The 17,011-nt window shown below is 60.5% G+C and carries 16 protein-coding genes; 4 read left to right on the top strand and 12 right to left on the bottom strand.

Features of this window, described 5'->3' with window-relative positions; genetic code table 11:
- Positions 1–25 precede the first annotated feature (25 nt).
- From tsaD to coaA, 7 genes are all read right to left on the bottom strand, one after another.
- Positions 26–1,108 carry a tRNA (adenosine(37)-N6)-threonylcarbamoyltransferase complex transferase subunit TsaD gene (tsaD, locus tag CQ019_RS01565; RefSeq protein ID WP_105568761.1) on the bottom strand — a complete coding sequence of 361 codons (1,083 nt, stop codon included), beginning with the start codon at positions 1,106–1,108 and terminating at the stop codon, positions 26–28.
- Positions 1,105–1,578 carry a ribosomal protein S18-alanine N-acetyltransferase gene (rimI, locus tag CQ019_RS01560; protein ID WP_105568760.1) on the bottom strand — a complete coding sequence of 158 codons (474 nt, stop codon included), beginning with the start codon at positions 1,576–1,578 and terminating at the stop codon, positions 1,105–1,107. Before rimI ends, tsaD begins: the two co-directional genes overlap by 4 nt.
- Entirely contained in the window at positions 1,575–2,252 is a 678-nt protein-coding gene (gene tsaB / locus CQ019_RS01555; RefSeq protein WP_096283609.1) for a tRNA (adenosine(37)-N6)-threonylcarbamoyltransferase complex dimerization subunit type 1 TsaB, read from the bottom strand. Before tsaB ends, rimI begins: the two co-directional genes overlap by 4 nt.
- Positions 2,245–2,823 (bottom strand): tRNA (adenosine(37)-N6)-threonylcarbamoyltransferase complex ATPase subunit type 1 TsaE, encoded by a 579-nt coding sequence (tsaE, locus tag CQ019_RS01550; RefSeq protein ID WP_096283611.1) that lies wholly within the window; start codon positions 2,821–2,823, stop codon positions 2,245–2,247. The genes tsaB and tsaE overlap by 8 nt, the downstream gene beginning before the upstream one ends.
- Positions 2,816–4,015 (bottom strand): alanine racemase, encoded by a 1,200-nt coding sequence (gene alr, locus CQ019_RS01545; RefSeq protein WP_096283613.1) that lies wholly within the window; start codon positions 4,013–4,015, stop codon positions 2,816–2,818. The genes tsaE and alr overlap by 8 nt, the downstream gene beginning before the upstream one ends.
- A 144-nt stretch (positions 4,016–4,159) precedes the next feature.
- Positions 4,160–4,552 carry a large conductance mechanosensitive channel protein MscL gene (mscL, locus tag CQ019_RS01540; protein WP_096283772.1) on the bottom strand — a complete coding sequence of 131 codons (393 nt, stop codon included), beginning with the start codon at positions 4,550–4,552 and terminating at the stop codon, positions 4,160–4,162.
- 95 nt (positions 4,553–4,647) lie between these two features.
- Positions 4,648–5,607 carry a type I pantothenate kinase gene (coaA, locus tag CQ019_RS01535; protein WP_105569236.1) on the bottom strand — a complete coding sequence of 320 codons (960 nt, stop codon included), beginning with the start codon at positions 5,605–5,607 and terminating at the stop codon, positions 4,648–4,650.
- Between the two features lie 167 nt (positions 5,608–5,774).
- Here coaA and glmS point away from each other — a divergent pair, with 167 nt between their 5' ends.
- From glmS to CQ019_RS01515, 4 genes are all read left to right on the top strand, one after another.
- Positions 5,775–7,646, top strand: a complete 1,872-nt coding sequence (gene glmS / locus CQ019_RS01530) for a glutamine--fructose-6-phosphate transaminase (isomerizing) (protein WP_105568759.1) — start codon at positions 5,775–5,777, stop codon at positions 7,644–7,646.
- 84 nt (positions 7,647–7,730) lie between these two features.
- Entirely contained in the window at positions 7,731–8,081 is a 351-nt protein-coding gene (locus tag CQ019_RS01525) for a holo-ACP synthase (RefSeq protein WP_096283617.1), read from the top strand.
- 59 nt (positions 8,082–8,140) lie between these two features.
- Positions 8,141–9,667 (top strand): NAD(P)H-hydrate dehydratase, encoded by a 1,527-nt coding sequence (locus CQ019_RS01520; RefSeq protein WP_105568758.1) that lies wholly within the window; start codon positions 8,141–8,143, stop codon positions 9,665–9,667.
- A 320-nt stretch (positions 9,668–9,987) separates the two neighbouring features.
- Positions 9,988–11,322 (top strand): DUF4190 domain-containing protein, encoded by a 1,335-nt coding sequence (locus CQ019_RS01515; RefSeq protein ID WP_105568757.1) that lies wholly within the window; start codon positions 9,988–9,990, stop codon positions 11,320–11,322.
- Positions 11,323–11,840: 518 nt separating this feature from the next.
- Here the strand turns inward: CQ019_RS01515 and CQ019_RS01510 are convergent.
- From CQ019_RS01510 to truA, 5 genes are all read right to left on the bottom strand, one after another.
- Positions 11,841–13,178, bottom strand: a complete 1,338-nt coding sequence (locus CQ019_RS01510) for a UDP-glucose/GDP-mannose dehydrogenase family protein (RefSeq protein WP_105568756.1) — start codon at positions 13,176–13,178, stop codon at positions 11,841–11,843.
- 126 nt (positions 13,179–13,304) lie between these two features.
- On the bottom strand, positions 13,305–14,651 hold the full coding sequence (gene glmM, locus CQ019_RS01505) for a phosphoglucosamine mutase (RefSeq protein ID WP_105569235.1): 1,347 nt from the start codon (positions 14,649–14,651) through the stop codon (positions 13,305–13,307).
- A 162-nt stretch (positions 14,652–14,813) separates the two neighbouring features.
- A complete protein-coding gene (gene rpsI, locus CQ019_RS01500) occupies positions 14,814–15,314 on the bottom strand; it encodes a 30S ribosomal protein S9 (RefSeq protein ID WP_096283623.1) in 501 nt (166 codons plus the stop codon).
- A gap of 38 nt (positions 15,315–15,352) precedes the next feature.
- Positions 15,353–15,796 carry a 50S ribosomal protein L13 gene (gene rplM, locus CQ019_RS01495; protein ID WP_096283625.1) on the bottom strand — a complete coding sequence of 148 codons (444 nt, stop codon included), beginning with the start codon at positions 15,794–15,796 and terminating at the stop codon, positions 15,353–15,355.
- A gap of 309 nt (positions 15,797–16,105) precedes the next feature.
- Complete coding sequence (truA, locus tag CQ019_RS01490) at positions 16,106–16,963, bottom strand: tRNA pseudouridine(38-40) synthase TruA (RefSeq protein ID WP_374954781.1); 858 nt, start codon at positions 16,961–16,963, stop codon at positions 16,106–16,108.
- Between the last annotated feature and the right edge of the window lie 48 nt (positions 16,964–17,011).

Here is a 17,011-nt window from a genome sequence, read left to right as displayed (position 1 = left end):
GCTTACTGCATCTCTAGCCAGATGCTTAGCCGCGTGGCTCCAGCACAATATTAGTGACCGGTTGCGAAGAATCGGTAGCAAAGTCCAGGCCCGAAGGCTCGGCGCCAGCAGCCACTAACTGAGCTCCAAGCGCGGCAACCATGCCCCCGTTATCCGTGCACAGCGAGAACGGCGGAACCACCAGCGTGATGCCAGCCGATGCGCAACGTGCCGCAAGCAGTTCCCGAAGACGGGTATTCGCCGCAACTCCCCCACCCAACAGCAACGTCTTCAATCCATGCTCCTGCATAGCGCGCACCGCCTTGGAGGTAATCACGTCCACCACCGCTTCCTGGAAGGACGCTGCAATGTCTGCCACAGGGATCGGCTCCCCTGCCGCTTCGAAGTGTTCCACGCAGCGAGCCACCGCGGTCTTCAGACCCGAGAAAGAGAAGTTGTTGCGGTGCTTGCCCGGTTCTTCGGCGGAGCCCACGAACTTCGGTAGCGACAGCCCTCGCGGGAAACGGAAAGCCTTTTTGTCTCCGTCTTTGGCGGCCTTGTCGATGGCCGGTCCACCCGGATAGCCCAGACCCAGCAAGCGGGCGGTCTTGTCGTAGGCTTCGCCCGCCGCGTCATCGATGGTCGCACCGAGCAGCTGCACATCGTTGGTCAACGAGGTGACCTTCAAGATCTCGGTATGACCGCCGGAGACCAGCAGCGCCCCGAAGGTCGGTGGAAGAACCGTGCCTTCCAGCACGCCGACGCCCACATGCGCCACCAGGTGGTTGATGCCGTACAGCGGCTTGCCTGTGGCTAGCGCCAGCGCCTTCGCCGCGGCCACGCCCACCATCAACGCACCGGCTAGCCCAGGACCGCTGGTGACGGCGATCGCGTCGATCTCCTCCAAGGTCACGTCAGCTTCGGCGAGCGCCTGTTCCAAGGTAGGCACAAACGCTTCGAGGTGGGCTCGTGCTGCGATCTCCGGAATCACTCCCCCGAAGCGCACGTGTTCATCCATGGAGCTGGATACGGTGTTGGCCAACAGCTGGGTGCCGCGCACGATCCCGATTCCTGTTTCATCACAAGAGGATTCGATGCCCAGTACTAGGGGGTGCTGCGGGGTGCTCATTCGGTGGCCTCCGGGGTGTCTAGCGCGTGCAGTGGAAGGCGCATGATCAGCGCATCGATGCCGCCCTTGTAGTAGCGCGGGCGGCGATGGATGGTCTCGAATCCCATGGACTCATAGAGTCCAATGGCTGAGGGGTTGTCAAAGCGCACCTCGAGCATCAGATCCAAGGCGCGGTTGGCCCGTGCAGTGGTGATCAGTTCCGTCAGCAGCGCACGGCCCAAACCCTGGCCTTGGTACTCGGGGATGATCGCGATTGTCTGCACGTCTGCAATGGGCAGCACGGTGCATAAGCCGGCGTAGCCGATGATCTTACCGGCGTCCTCATAGACCCAGTATTTTCGGGTCTCCAGCTGAGCCAGCTCGGCTTCGAATCCGGCCAGTGGCCAAGCGTCCTCGGGGAACAGCTGGGTTTCCAGCGTGTGGACTGCGGGAATGTCTTCGGATGTCATCTCGCGAAGGGTAATGCTCATGCCTTGGCCTTTTTCATGAACGCCGGTACCTGGGCATCTGATTCGCGCAGGTACTGCGGTGCGGTATCCGACAGATCGAGTCCAGAGGCTAGGTCATCCATGCCGCGATGGGCCAGATGCCGTGCATCGATTACCCAGTCAAAGGAACGTTCCCGTGGCTGGCTACCAACGGACTCCAGCTGTTCCTTATACAAGCCAGCACCCACGCCATAAACCGGTAGCACAGGCAACTCAGTAGCAGCGGATACATGCGGACCGTCCAGCAGTTTACCCTCTGCGTCATAGCGCGCCCAGTACAGTTCCTTACGACGTGCATCCGAGGCCACCACGAATTCTTTCGGGTTCTCACCGGAACGAAGCACGCGTTCGGCGAGCGCATGCAGCGACATGATTCCATGGACCGGAACGTTCCAGACAAAGCCGAACGTGCGTGCAGCCACCAGGCCGACGCGCAGTCCGGTAAAAGGGCCTGGGCCCACGCCAACGAAGATGCCAGCCAAGTTCTTGCCCTCTTCATTGTTCTCCTCCAGCATGTCCCGGACATAGCTGGCCAGAGTTTCGGTCTGGTCGTTGCCTTTCGGCGAGGTTCTCTGAGCGATTACTGAACCAGTGGTGTAATCGACCAGCGCCACCGAGGCGTGCGCCGAGGTGTCAATGGACAGATAGTTAGGCATGTGTTTCTCCCGAGTGCTGCAGCCCGATGGCCTGCAGCAACGCGTTTTTCAGTTCGGTGAAATTCTCTTCGGCCCAGCGCGGGCCTATGGCCTTGAGCGTGAAAAGGCGCGGTTCATCTAGCTCTTCATCTGATTCTTCCCACGGGTTGCTCGCCGGAACGGCCCAGACCTCGCGGTCCAGCTGGATTTCCAGCCGTGAATCGCTCAGGTGCTCAACCTTGCCAAGACCCCACTCCACCACGGTGACCGAGTCGGCCAGGGTGGACTCCAGATCCAGGGTGTCCACGTCGCTATCCCCGTTGAGCCGGTAGGCATCCACATGAATCAGCCCCGGCCCATCGGCAAGCGACGGGTGCTGGCGGGCGAGGACGAAGGTGGGCGAGATGATTCCCTCGCGGACGTTCAGTCCTAGCCCGAGCGATTGGGTCAGGGTGGTCTTGCCGGCGCCAAGGGAACCGGTGAGGATCACCAAGTCCCCTGCGGACAAGTGACTGCCCAGTGCTTCGCCGAGCGCTTCGGTAGCGGTCAGGTCTTCGAGTTGGCAGCTGAATTCCAAAACTTTTCTAGTCACCGGCTTGGCCCCAGGTTCCCTCAACGTAGTAACGCGGTACGCGCGGCGAGATGCGGGTGACCATCTCGTAGTTGATGGTATTGGCCGCGTGCGCCCAGGTGGTCGCGGATTCTCCCCCTTCGCCGAAGATAATCGCTTCGGCCCCGAGGAATTGTTCAGGGTCAATATCCAGCCCCAGATCGATAACGCACTGGTCCATGGCGATCGTGCCGCGCACCGGGTAAGTTTTGCCGTGGATGGTGACCGGAGCACCGGTAGCCACGCGTGGAAGTCCATCGGCGTATCCCATCGGGATCAGCGCCAGATAGGTTTCTTTCGCGGTGAGGTAGCGCAGTCCGTAGGAGACGCCCTGCCCGGTGTTGACCTTCTTCACGTTGGCGACCTTGGTGACCAGCTTCATTGCCGGACGCAAACCATAGGTGGCCGGTGTTTCGCCTTCGAACGGGCTCAGCCCGTAGAGGCCCAGACCCAAGCGCACCATTTCGTGGTGCGAGTCCGGGCGGGAGAGGATCGCCGGGGTGTTGGCGACGTGGCGCATCTCCAGGTTGAAGCCGGCGGCCTCCACCATTTCGATGGCCTGATCGAAGACCTCAAGCTGCAGATCCGTTTCGGGGCGTTCGGGTTCATCGGCCACCGCAAGGTGCGAGAACACTCCCACAACGCGCAGCAGGCCCTCGGACTGGAACTTCGCTGAACGTTCCAGCAAGGAAGGCAGATCTGCCATGGTGGACCCGTTGCGTCCCAGCCCGGTATCCACCTTCAGGTGAATGCGCGCCGGGGTCTGCACCGCCTGCGCGGCGGCGGCGATCAGCTCCAGATCCCAGCCGGAGACTCCGAGGTCGATTCCCGCGGAGATGGCCTTTTCGAACGGGGTGTCATTGGTGTGCAGCCAGGCCAGCATGGGCGCCTCGATGCCCGCCTCGCGCAGGGCGAGGGCCTCGGCCACATGGGCGCAGCCAATCCAGCGTGCGCCGGCCTCCAGTGCCGCGGTAGCAACCGGCAATGCTCCGTGCCCGTAGCCGTCGGCCTTGACCACGGCCATGACTTTGGCCGGGGCCACCAGATCGGCGACTTGCTTGACGTTGCTGCGGATCGCGGACAGGTCGATTACTGCACGGCGTTCCCAACCAATGTAAGGAGCGGTGTCGCCTGCTTCCGGCGCGTTGATTTCCTCAAGAGATTCAGAGTTCACCAAACTATCTTCCCACTTTTCCGCAACCGATGCCGCGTCGCACCCCGCAGGCCGAGCCAACGGCGGTCCACAGGTTAAAGGTAAAGGGCCGCTGCGCTCAAAACATGTTTGAGACTAGCGGCCCTTGCGCGTTTATGGGGGCTGTTATCGAAGAGTTTTCAGTTCGTCGCGGATCTGCTCCAACAGAGCAACCTGCGGGTCGACTTCGTCCTCTTCTTCGGTGATGCCGTGGCGGCGGTTCCTTGCCTCGGTCGCCTTCTGCATTGGCATAACCAAGACGAAGTAGACGGCCGCGGCGATCAGCAGGAAGTTGACCAAAGCGGTGATGAAGACACCGATCTTGATGTCATTTCCGTTGAGGGTAATGAGCAGGAAGCTGTCAAAGTTTGGCGAACCAACCAATGCAGCGATCAATGGCATGAGAATGTTCTCTACCAGAGCGGTAATCACGGCACCGAATGCGGCACCGATTACAACAGCAACCGCCAAATCGATGACGTTGCCCTTCATTATAAAATCGCGGAATCCCTTAAGCATGATTTGAGCATACACAGCAAAAACACAGCGAGAGCGGACATTTTGCGCGAAAACTTAAATTTTGTAAGAAATTCGGTTCCCGTTAGGAAGAATGTCTAGATTTTGCGAAGCAGCATCCGGTGCACCGAATGATCCGCGCTCTTGCGCAGCACCAACTGCGCACGGCCACGGGTAGGCAGTACATTTTCCTTCAGGTTCGGTTCGTTGATGCGCTTCCAGATGCCGTGCGCCGTCTCGCGCGCCTCGTCGTCGGTCAGCTGCGCATAGCGGTGGAAGTAGCTCGCCGGGTCGGCGAAGGCGCCCGAGCGCAGGTTCATGAAACGGCGGATGTACCACTCTTCAATGTCCTTGGTCCGCGCGTCGACATAGACGGAGAAGTCGAAGAAGTCGCTGAGCGCCAGGCCCACGGTTCCATCCGAACGGGTCCGTGCCGGCTGCAGAACGTTCAGCCCCTCGACGATCAGCACCTGCGGCGAGCGAATCACGTTGCGCTCTTCGGGAATGATGTCGTAGGTCAGGTGCGAGTACACCGGGGCGCCGACTTCCGGAACGCCGGACTTCACCGCCGAGACAAAGCGCAGCAGCGCGCGGCGGTCATAGGACTCCGGGAATCCCTTGCGGTCCATGATGCCGCGGCGCTCGAGCTCGGCGTTGGGGTAGAGGAACCCGTCGGTGGTAATCAGCTGCACGTCCGGGGTTTCCGGCCAGCGGCGCAGCATGTCGCGAAGCACGCGGGCGGTGGTGGACTTGCCTACCGCCACCGAACCGGCGACGCCGATGACAAAGGGAGTTCGGCTCGTTTGCTCGCCGAGGAATGTCGTTGTTGCCCGGTGCGTCGCCCCGGCGCCTTGGACATAGAGGTACAGCAAACGGCTCAATGGCAGGTATACGTCGCGAATCTCATCGAGGTCCAGAGCGTCGCCTAAACCGCGCAGCCGTTCAATATCCTCTTCGTTGAGGGGTTGTTCCATCTTGTTAGAGAGGCGGGCCCAAGTGTCGCGCTCTAGCTCGACGAAAGGGGTAATCGGTGTCTCTAACGTTCCTTGTGGTTCCACGGAGACAAATTCTGCCAAGGATTACCCTCACAACCCAAACTTTGCCATCGCTTTCTTTGCAAATGACCCATAATTCGCGTTCTCCGGTGACCTATGACACGCGACTTTTTGAGTGATGCGCCACGATATCTCCCATCCTTGGGGAATCAACCGGTACGCTTTTTCCTATGTGCGGAATTGTTGGATATGCGGGAGCGTCAAGCTCAGTCACCGATCACGGTGCACTTGACGTTCTAATTGAAGGTTTACGTCGGTTGGAGTACCGCGGTTATGACTCGGCCGGTGTTGCCGTGGTCGCCGATGGTGCCATTCACTCACGCAAGAAGGCTGGCAAACTTGTCAACCTGGAAAATGTGATCGCCGAGCAGCCATTGCCTGGGTCTCACACCGGTATCGGCCACACGCGGTGGGCCACCCACGGCGGGCCAAGCGACGGCAACGCCCACCCTCACCTCGCCGATGGCGGCAAGCTTGCAATGATCCACAACGGAATCATTGAGAACTTCGCGGGCATCAAGGCAAAGCTGGTAGCCGAAGGAGTCGAGCTGCTCTCGGACACCGATACCGAAGTAGCCGCCGCCCTGCTGGGCAAGCTCTACAGCACCGAAGCCAATGGGGATCTCACCCTGGCCATGCAGCTGGCCGTGAAGCACCTCGAAGGCGCCTTCACCCTGCTCGCAGTCCACCAAGACCACCCGGGCGTCGTCGTGGCAGCCCGCCGCAACTCCCCGCTCGTGCTGGGCCTGGGCGATGGCGAAAACTTCCTCGGTTCCGATGTCTCTGGCTTCATCGACTTCACCCGTCGTGCGGTGGAACTGGGCCAGGACCAGATCGTGACCATCACCCCGAATACCCACAGCATCACCGACTTCGACGGCAACCCTGCCGAAGGCAAGGAATTCCACGTTGACTGGGATGCTGCCAGCGCCGAAAAGGGCGGCTTCCCTTCCTTCATGGAGAAGGAAATCTTCGACCAGCCAGCCGCCGTGGCCGACACCCTGCTGGGCCGCTCGGACGCCGATGGCCGCCTGACCCTCGATGAGCTGCGCATCGATCCGGAAGAACTTTCCAAGATCTCCAAGATCGTTGTGCTCGCCTGCGGTACCAGCGCTTACGCCGGTTCCGTGGCCAAGTACGCCATCGAATCCTGGTGCCGCATTCCGGTCGAGGTGGAGCTCTCCCACGAGTTCCGCTACCGCGAGCCGATCGTTGACGAGAAGACCCTGATCGTTTCGATCTCGCAGTCCGGGGAAACCATGGACACCCTGATGGCCGTGCGTTACGCCAAGGAGCAGGGCGCAAAGACCATGTCGATCTGCAACACCAACGGGTCGACCATCCCCCGCGAATCCGACGCGGTGCTCTACACCCACGCCGGTCCGGAGATCGCGGTGGCTTCCACCAAGGCCTTCCTGGCGCAGATCACCGCCACCTACCTGCTGGGCCTGTACCTGGCGCAGCTGCGCGGCAACCTCTTCCAGGGCCAGATCAAGGACATCCTGGCCGACCTGGGCAAGATCCCGGCGAAGATCCAGGACATCCTGGACCGCGCGGACGAAATCAAGGAACTTGCCCGCTCGATGGAAGATGCTTCCTCGGTGCTGTTCCTGGGCCGCCACGTCGGTTACCCGGTGGCCATGGAAGGCGCGCTGAAACTCAAGGAGATTGCCTACATCCACGCCGAGGGCTTCGCCGCCGGCGAGCTGAAGCACGGTCCGATCGCCCTGATCGACGACGGCCAGCCGGTCTTCGTGGTAGTTCCTTCCCCTCGCGGCCGCGACTCGCTGCACTCGAAGGTGGTCTCGAACATCCAGGAGGTCCGCGCCCGTGGTGCCAAGACCCTGGTCATCGCCGAAGACGGCGATCACGATGTGAAGGACTACTCCGAGTGGGTCTTCTACGTCCCGGAGACTCCAACGCTGCTGATGCCGCTGCTGGCCACCGTGCCGCTGCAGCTCTTCGCTTGCGAACTTGCCTCGGCCAAGGGCTTCGACGTGGACCAGCCGCGAAACCTGGCCAAGTCGGTGACCGTGGAGTAATCCACGCTTATCCATAATTGCGGGCATCCCTTCGGGGTTGCCCGCAATTTTTTCTCTTCCAAGGCTCTGGATAGACTGGAGATCATGATTGCAGGAATCGGTGTCGACATTGTCGACGTGCCACGCTTTGGCCGACAGCTCGAACGCACCCCCCGCCTGCGTGAACGACTCTTCACCGCCGTGGAACGCGACTTGCCGCTTCGTTCGCTGGCCGTGCGATTCGCCGCCAAGGAGGCCATCGCCAAGGCCCTCGGCGCTCCGGTGGGGATGAATTGGCAGGATTGCACCATCGCCAAGGACGAGGCCGGAGATCCGCAGGTGCTCATTCGCGGCACGGTTGCCGCCGCCAGTGAACTGCGCGGCATTACTTCCTGGCATCTGACCATGTCGCATGACGGGGATATGGCAGTGGCCATGGTTGTCGCCGAGCGATAAAACGACACGTTAGCGGTTAAAACGGGCGTATCACCGCTTGGGTGAGTAAAGTTTGTCTTATGATCCCTGTCTACAGTGTTGCGCAAGTCCGTGCGGTCGAGGCCCAAGAGATCTCCACACGTGGAAGTGAAGCGCTGATGCGCGCCGCCGCCGGTGAACTCGCCGCCGCGGCCGAGAGCATGCTGTCCCAAGCGCCATCGGGCACCGACACCCTGGTGGTCGCGCTGATCGGTCCGGGCAACAACGGCGGTGACGGGCTCTACGCCTTGGCCGAACTGGCCCAGCTCGGCTACCGGATCCTCGCCCTGCAGTGCACCGACACCTGCCACCCCGAAGCCTTGAAGGCCTATACTGCTGCTTCCGGCACCGTGAAGCCGGTGGCAGCGGGCCAGTCCGAGCTGGCTGCGGCGGCCTTGGTCATCGATGCGATCTATGGAATTGGCTACCGCCCCGGAGCACAGCTGCCTCAGCTGCCGGCCGGCGCACGCGTCCTGGCCTGCGATGTTCCCTCCGGGCTGGACTGCGAAACCGGCGTTGCCGATGACCATGTGCTGCTTGCCGAGCGCACCATCACCTTCGGGGCGCTGAAGACCGGATTGATCTCCCGCGACGCCCCCTTGGTCACCGGTGAGATTCAGGTTGCCAGCCTGGACTTTGATTTTTCCGCGCTCAGCCCGGAAACCGAATTGGTGGACGAAGCCTCGGCCCGCGCGCTCCTGGATGAGCACCGCAGCTGGCGGGACGCCGGGCGCCATAAGTACGAACGCGGAGTCCTCGGCCTCATTGCCGGCTCCGCGCTCTACCCCGGTGCCGCGCTGCTGACCGCACGGGCCGCCGTGGCCTGCGGCACGGGCCTGCTGCGCACCCACGTACCCGGAGAGGTGCAGCCACTGCTGTCCATCGCCGCGCCGGAAACCGTTCCGCTGGATGACCAGCAGATCTCCGAGGCTTTGTCCTTGGCTCGCCGCCACCTCCACGGGCGCGGGGCGAAGATTTCGGCCTGGGCCATTGGCCCGGGTATTGATAGCCGCACTCCCCCTACCGGGGTTATCGCCAATGTGTTCGAAAGCCGCCAGCCAGCGGTCATCGATGCCAGCGGGCTGGATGTGGTCCCCGCCGGTCCCAGCGAGCAGCCGCGTGTGCTGACCCCGCATGCCAAGGAGCTTCGCATGCTGCTGCGCCGCGCCGGGGTGAGCGTCACCACCGAGGAAGTCGCCCAGGACCCGATCCGCTGGACCCGTTGGGTGGCCCTTGCCTATAACGCCGTGGTGCTACTGAAGGGGCCGACCAGCTATGTGGTCGCCCCGGACGGTGCCAACCTCGTGGTTTGCCATGCGGCGGCCCAGCTGGCGACTGCAGGCTCTGGAGACGTGCTCACGGGCATTCTCGGCTACCTGCTCTCCGACAGCTCGCTGACCGGCATCCAGGGCCTGGAGACCGTCAGCAATGGCCGCCTGATGGAACTCACCGCCTGCGCGGCGGTCATCCATGGCCATCTGGGCCGGGTAAGCGCCGAGCAAGGGACCGTGAGCGCCTCGCGCTTGATCGAAAATCTTCCGGCGGTTATGAAGGAATTCGGCTTCTAAAAAACCGACCGAGTCAATGATCTCCTCCGGCAGTCAACAACTGCCTTGTCTTTCCTCGACTCAACAAAAGAGGACTATCCGAAACAGTCCTTCAAAACATTGTCTTTTCGAAACATGGGCGACGCTGAATACCAACCTTTTCCGCTTTGAAGGCCAGTCCATTTAAGTCATTTGAGTTTGTGTCCACCTCTAGCTATGAATCAGCTTGCCGAAAGGACACATCTTGAGACAATTGCAATCACAGGAAATAAGGGAAACTCGACTTTACGTACCGAATTAGCATAGGAGAAAAGTTGCTACTGGGTTTTAGCCGTCGGAAAATGAAAGATCCCGAAGGCGAGAATCCTTCACAAGAGGAAATAGCCGATCAGACCGTTTCAGAGTACGAAAGCTACTGGAGCAGCATCCGCACCCAGCTCTTAATAGGCTCCGGCTTTGCGGCCTTCATTTACCTCATATTGAGATTCGTCGAATGGGGCAGCAACCTACCCGGCACCGTCGGCACAGACGACGTTCAGGTCCTCTTGGTTCCTATACCGGCGGGAATCGCGTTGGCAGGTTTCGGCATACTTTCTACAATCGTGATTGCGCTACAGGTCATGGTAAAGACCGTATCTAACCGATTGCAACCGATTGCTCGTGAACTTGCCCGAAAACAATTTCTCGTCGATTTCGCTCGTCTGTTGATACCGTTCGTGATGCTCTTCGGAATATATCTTGCTTTTCAGAACCTCGATACATTCGCTTCTGTCGACTTCGTTCGACTTTTCGGCCCCATATTGACGGCGATCCTGATCGCCATTTTCGCAGCGGACGCTGGCACCTATTCGAATCCAGAGTTGGCTGATAACGAATTGCAGTTAGCCTGGCGTCGTCGAAGAAGTACGCTTCTTGAGGCAGGGTGCCGGGCAGCGAAAGCTGGGACCTCTGAGTCGAAGCCAAGAGAACGCTTGAACCAAATCGTAGTCTTGGTTTGCATTCCGCCTCTCATGACGGCGTTACTCCAAATGTTCCTATTAGGCGGAGACCTCGGAATAACTCTTGCGGTACTCCTGGTGTCATCAGCTATTGCTATTTGCGTTTACGCACTAGTCGTGAATTTATTCCACTTGTCAGTGGTAAAGGCGTGGATGGACTTCACCGTACTTATTATCGCGGCAGTAGGGATCTCCAGTCTCTTTCTCGCGTCTATTGTCTCGATCGTGTTGATACTCTCCGGCCAGTACGAGCCATGGGGATATGCTTCAAAAACACTACTAGTGTATTTTATGCTGCTCTTATCGACCGTTTTTCTTGCACTTCGATCAATATCATCAGGAACCGGAAATTCGTCAAGAGGATTCTTACGGGAACTTTTGGTGCGCCGAATCGAAAAGAACTTGAATAGGTTGAAAAATCTCTCCAACAGTTCGAATCTAAAGTCGAAGCCGCCCTTGAACCGTCTCGCCATTTCAAGCGTTTTCCTGAGCGTTTTCCCACCGCTCGGATTGATTCTGGGAGGTCTCGCCCGAGTTCAGATCGCCGAGGCTAATGAGCGCGGTCAGGTCAAACAGCGCGGAATGAAAATGGCGCTCTGGACGATACGTATTAATTGGATAGCCTTTGCACTTCTCATACTTGCGCTCATCATAGTTTCATACACTGATTTCAAATGACTGTATCGATCCCAAAATAAACGTTCAGAAAACCAACTCTCTGATGCAGCATCCAATGATTTTAGGAAACGAATCAATTGTCTGAAGTTGCGTGATTTTAGGTAGTTGCGCGCCAAGCACTGGATCCGTAGCCGTGTATCGGGCTGCCAGGCAAGATCACTCTTTTGCTACGGTGATGCGCTTGACATCCTATTTGTACAATTCTGGGTCGGACGCGACGACGCTGATCATGCTGATAAGGACTTGGCCCGAGGCTTTAGGGCCCTCCCGTATAGTCGATTTGGAATACCTTGTTCGGCTGCGCGTTAACATCAGAATCTCGGCAGTCTTGGTCGGTTCAATTTACCGCCGATGATTCCTAGCGTCGCTTTGTTTGGCCCGATCGCCAGCGAGAGGCTCAATGCCGACGGTTCCGGCAATTGTTTGTACAGGGATCGTGGGCGTTAAACCAAAAAAGCGGGCAACATTGAACTATTCTCGCTCTCCTGAACGCTCGGGAAGCTAAGGCTTGCCCTGGGCTAGTTTTCGTCGAGCTCGAACTTCTCGCCGGGCCCGGTGATGACCCAGCCCTGCTCGCGCCACTTCGGGCGGTCCAGCACATTGCGCCCGTCGATCAGCGCGCGGGTGCCAACGACTTCGCCGAGCTCTTGCGGGTCCAGCGCCCGGAATTCATTCCATTCGGTCAGCAGCAGCACCAGGTCCGCGGCCTTCGCCGCCTCGCGCCAGGAATCCACGTAGTTCAGCCGCGGGAAACGGCCGGCCGCGTTCTTATTGCCCTCCGGGTCGTAGACCGAAACCTCGGCCCCGGAGTTGTACAGCCGCACCGCGATGTCCAGCGCCGGCGAGTCGCGCACGTCGTCGCTGTCGGGCTTGAAGGTCACCCCGAGCACGCAGATCCGCTTGCCCGCCAGCTGCTCCCCCAGGATCGAGGAGGCCAGCGACACCACGCGGTCGCGGCGGCGCAGGTTGATCTGGTCCACCTCGGCGAGGAAGCCCATGGTCTGACTCAGGCCCAGCTCGCTGACCCGGGCCTGGAGGGCGCGGATGTCCTTGGGCAGGCAGCCGCCGCCGAACCCGACGCCGGCGTTGAGGAATTTGCGGCCGATGCGCGCATCGTGGCCGATCGCGTCGGCCAGCGTCTTGATGTCCCCGCCCACGTTCTCGGTGACCTCGGCGAAGGCGTTGATGAAGGAGATCTTGGTGGCCAGGAACGCGTTGGCCGCGACCTTGACCAGCTCCGAGGTCTCCAGGTCGGTGACGACCTCGGGGGTGCCGGCGGCGAGGATCGGTGCGTAGACCTCGCGCAGCTTGCCCAGCGCGCTCTCGTCCACCAGGCCGTAGACCAAGCGGTCCGGCGTCAGCGTGTCCTTCACGGCGAAGCCCTCGCGCAGGAACTCGGGGTTCCAGGCCAGGGTGATGTGGCTTTCCGGGCCCGCGGTGGCCTCGATGCGTTCGGCCAGCCGGCGCGCGGTGCCCACGGGCACCGTGGATTTGCCCACGATCAGCGCCTCGCCGCTGATGTGTTCCACCAGGGAGTCCACGGCGGCATCGACGTAGCTCATATCCGCGGACTGGGAATCCGCGCGCTGCGGGGTGCCGACGGTGACAAAGTGGATGTCGGCCAGTTCGGCCACCTGCGCGTAGGAGTCGGTGAACCGCAGGCGCCCGCTGGAGACATGCTTGCGCAGCAGCTCGGGCAGGCCCGGCTCGTGGAAGGGAAGGATCCCGGCAGCCAGTGCCTGGAGCTTCTCCGCATTAACATCCAGGCCGATGACCTCATAGCCCAGTTCTGCCATGCACGCTGCATGAGTTGCACCAAGATAGCCGGTGCCGATGACGCTGATACGCAAAGTCACGAAGTACTACTCCCCAGATATCTAACCCAATAACTACTAGTTAGCATGCCACACCCCCGCACCATGATCCTTGCGGGAACGCGGTACGGGGGTGTGAGTTTTCTTGATGTTTACTGGGTGGTTGCCTTAAAGCGCCAGGTGCGTTGCCACGGCGCTGGCCAGCAGTTCCGCTTCGAGCTGGGCCTGGTCCTGGGTGGCGGCCTCGACCATCACGCGAACCACTGGCTCGGTGCCCGAGGGGCGCAAGAGCACCCGTCCGGTGGAACCCAGGCGGGCCTCGGCTACGGCGATCTCGTTGAGCAGCGGTACGCACTCGGCAACCCCTGCCTTGTCCACGCCGCGCACGTTGATCAGCACCTGCGGCAGCACGGTAAGCACGGAGGCAAGCTCCTTGAGGGTCTTGCCGGTGGCCTTCACCCGGGCTGCCAGCAGCAGGCCGGTCAGCACCCCGTCACCGGTGGTGGCGTACTTGCTGAAGATGACGTGGCCGGACTGCTCGCCGCCCAGCGAGTAGTTGCCTTCGCGCATGCCTTCGAGCACGTAGCGGTCTCCGACGCCGGTCTGCTTCAGCGTGATGCCGGCTTCTTCCATGGCGATCTTCAAACCGAGATTGCTCATCACGGTAGCTACCAGGGTGTCATCCACCAGCTCGCCGCGGGCCTTCAGATCGATGGCCATCACGGCCATGATCTGGTCCCCGTCAACGACGGTGCCCTCGTGGTCCACCGCGAGGCAGCGGTCCGCGTCGCCGTCGTGGGCGATGCCCAGGTCCGCACCGTGCTCGAGCACGGCGGCCTGGAGCTTTTCCAGGTGGGTGGAGCCGTAGCCGTCATTGATGTTGATGCCATCTGGCTCGGCGCCGATGACAATGACCTCTGCGCCGGCATTCTTGAATACCTCTGGCGAGCAGCCCGAAGCCGCGCCGTGGGCGCAGTCCAAGACCACCTTGACGCCCTCGAGGCGGTTTGGCATAGCCGCCAGCAGGTGCATGATGTAGCGGTCCTCGGCGTCGGAGAAACGCGAGATCCGTCCTACGGCGCCACCGGTGGGGCGCGGGTTCGGCATGTCCAGGCAGGCTTCGATCGCGTCTTCCAACGCGTCGTCCAGCTTCTTGCCTCCCCGGGCCAGGAACTTGATGCCGTTATCCGGCGCGGCATTATGCGAGGCGGAGATCATCACGCCGAAGTCGGCGTTGAGATCACCGACCAGGAATGCGGCGGCCGGAGTCGGCAACGTGCCCGCATCCTTAACGTCAACTCCGGAAGCGGCCAGACCAGCCTCGATCGCGGCGGAGAGGAAGTCGCCGCTGATACGCGGATCCTTCGCCACCACGGCGACCGGCTTGCGTCCGTCTTCCGACTGACTTAAACCAAGAACCACCGAAGCTGCTTGCGCTAGATCCAGCGCCAGCTCGGGGGTTAACAACTCGTTTGCTTTTCCTCGGACCCCATCGGTCCCAAATAACCTTGCCATCATCGTCAATCATAAGCCCTGCGCATCGATTTACCCGTGCACATGTGAGCTTTGGAACGCTATGTGAGAAAACTTTAATGGCCAAGAGGTCACAAAGGGGCTTTAAACGGCCAAAGGCCCGCATCCGAAGATGCGGGCCTTTGGGAAACCTGTGGGTAAGGTTTAGCGCTTCGAGAACTGCGAAGCCTTGCGGGCCTTCTTGAGACCAGCCTTCTTGCGCTCGATGACGCGTGCGTCACGAGTCAAGTAGCCGGCCTTCTTCAGCGCCGCGCGGTTTGCATCGCGATCGATCTCGTTCAGCGAGCGGGCAATGCCAAGACGCAATGCGCCGGCCTGGCCGGAGATGCCGCCACCGTGGATACGGGCGATAACATCGTATGCGCCTTCTAGACCCAGAACCTTGAATGGCTCGTTAACATCCTGCTGGTGCAGCTTGTTAGGGAAGAAGTTTTCCAGGGTGCGGCCGTTGACGACCCAGTTGCCCGAGCCTGGGATCAGGCGAACGCGGGCAATAGCCTGCTTGCGGCGGCCTACTGCGCCACCTGGAACGGTTAGTGGAGCGCGCTCGGTGTCGGCTACGACGGTCGATGCAGCGGTCTCGGTGGTGTAAGTCGAAGGGGTTTCGCCTTCGAATTCGGTGGTCTCTTCAGCGTTCTCAGCCACGATAATCTCCTATTAAGTCTTTGTTCTCGGGGCCAGTACTACTGAGCGACCTGGCTGATTTCCAGTACCTTTGGAGCCTGAGCAGCGTGTGGGTGCTCGGCGTCGCGGTATACCTTCAGCTTGGACAGCTGAGCGTCGGAAAGCTTGTTCTTTGGCAGCATGCCCTTGATGGCCTTCTCGACGGCCAGAACTGGGTTCTTCTCAAGGAGCTCGGCGTAGTTAACGCTCTTCAGACCGCCCGGGAAGCCCGAGTGACGGTAGGCGCGCTTGTCCTTCAGCTTCTTACCGGTCAGGGCGACCTTCTCGGCGTTGATGATGATGACATGGTCGCCCATGTCCATGTGAGCTGCGAAGGTTGGCTTATGCTTGCCGCGCAGCAGGGTTGCGGCCTGGACGGCGAGACGGCCGAGTACTACGTCGGTGGCGTCAATGACAAACCACTGACGAGTCTGGTCAGCCGGCTTAGGGGTGTACGTACGCACAGTAATTGCCTTACGTTGATTCGTTTCTGGTCAAACAGTCGCAGGTGTCGAGGCGTGAGATCCTCCAGTGACGAGCACTGTCGTGTTGTTCTTGTGCTTAGACCAGTACGTCAGGTGAGGACTGATGATGACCGGCCGTCCATATATTGTTCGCACACCCAGCAGACCAGCGACTATGCAACTAAGCCGTCACGCTTGGGCGTGTAGTGTCGAACGTGGACATACACAACTCATAAAAGTTTAGCCGATTAACACTCAGACGACCAAAACAAAGGTGCCTCTAGGTGAGCAATGACACCCGAAGGGTCATTAATCGAGGTCTTTTAATGAATCCTTCTGCGAAACGTCGCGTCTTGCCCTGGTGAGTGCCGCTCGCTCGGCGAGCTCGTGGTCATCAGGATAGTAGACCTCTTCGAGCACCAACGCGTGCGGATGAGCCAGAATCGACTTCGAATCGCGCACCATCAGCGCCAGGCGTTCGGCCAGGAAACCGGGCTCTTCCCTGCCGCTGGCCACACGCAGCGCCGCCCCGATCAGCGAACGCACCATATTGTGGCAAAACGCGTCGGCCTTCAAATGCACCAGGATGTTCCCATCCTCGGCACGGCTGAATTCGAACTCCTGCAGCGTGCGGATGGTGGTGGCCCGCGGGCGCGGCTTGCAGTAGGACAGGAAGTCGTGGCGTCCGAGGACCGACCGGGCCTCAGCGTTCAACAGGTCGATGTTAATGTCTTCGCGGTACCACATGGTCAGCTGCCGGCTCAGCGGATCCCAGCGGTGGATGCCGTCGGCAATGCGGTAGGAGTAGCGACGGGCCAAGGCGGAGAAGCGTGCGTCGAAACCCTCGGCGGCCTTGGCCACTTCATGGACCCACACGGCCTTATCTTGGCGGCCCAAGAGGCCATTGATGCGGCGCAGAAGCGCCGGGCCCGGTAACAGATCCGAATTGCGCGGCAGCGCCAGGTATTCTTCCTCGGTCAGATCGAAGTGGACTACCTGCCGGCGCGCGTGCACCCCGGCGTCGGTGCGTCCGGCGACGACCACCCGGACCAGGCGGCGGATCAGGGTTTCCAGTGCCTCTTCGACCAGCTGCTGCACACCGACGACATTGGGCTGCCGCGCCCAGCCGTTGTAGGCTGCGCCGTCGTATCCAAGCACCATGCGCATGCGGATCAGCGCCGGGGACGAACTAGTACCCAGAGCGGTGGTACCGAA

It is taken from the genome of Arthrobacter sp. MYb229 (assembly GCF_002975405.1).
Taxonomy (GTDB): Bacteria; Actinomycetota; Actinomycetes; order Actinomycetales; family Micrococcaceae; genus Glutamicibacter.
Note: the sequence above shows the minus strand (reverse complement) of the source record. Positions and strands in the feature narration are given on the sequence as shown.

What these genes read in the sequence shown, in the direction of transcription:
- CQ019_RS01525 (WP_096283617.1), top strand. Translation starts at nt 7,731, where the DNA reads ATGATTGCAGGAATCGGTGTCGACATTGTCGACGTGCCACGCTTTGGC.
- mscL (WP_096283772.1), bottom strand. Translation starts at nt 4,552, where the DNA reads ATGCTTAAGGGATTCCGCGATTTTATAATGAAGGGCAACGTCATCGAT.
- tsaB (WP_096283609.1), bottom strand. Translation starts at nt 2,252, where the DNA reads ATGCCTAACTATCTGTCCATTGACACCTCGGCGCACGCCTCGGTGGCG.
- glmS (WP_105568759.1), top strand. Translation starts at nt 5,775, where the DNA reads ATGTGCGGAATTGTTGGATATGCGGGAGCGTCAAGCTCAGTCACCGAT.
- tsaD (WP_105568761.1), bottom strand. Translation starts at nt 1,108, where the DNA reads ATGAGCACCCCGCAGCACCCCCTAGTACTGGGCATCGAATCCTCTTGT.
- glmM (WP_105569235.1), bottom strand. Translation starts at nt 14,651, where the DNA reads ATGGCAAGGTTATTTGGGACCGATGGGGTCCGAGGAAAAGCAAACGAG.
- CQ019_RS01520 (WP_105568758.1), top strand. Translation starts at nt 8,141, where the DNA reads ATGATCCCTGTCTACAGTGTTGCGCAAGTCCGTGCGGTCGAGGCCCAA.
- CQ019_RS01515 (WP_105568757.1), top strand. Translation starts at nt 9,988, where the DNA reads ATGAAAGATCCCGAAGGCGAGAATCCTTCACAAGAGGAAATAGCCGAT.
- rimI (WP_105568760.1), bottom strand. Translation starts at nt 1,578, where the DNA reads ATGAGCATTACCCTTCGCGAGATGACATCCGAAGACATTCCCGCAGTC.
- truA (WP_374954781.1), bottom strand. Translation starts at nt 16,963, where the DNA reads ATGCGCATGGTGCTTGGATACGACGGCGCAGCCTACAACGGCTGGGCG.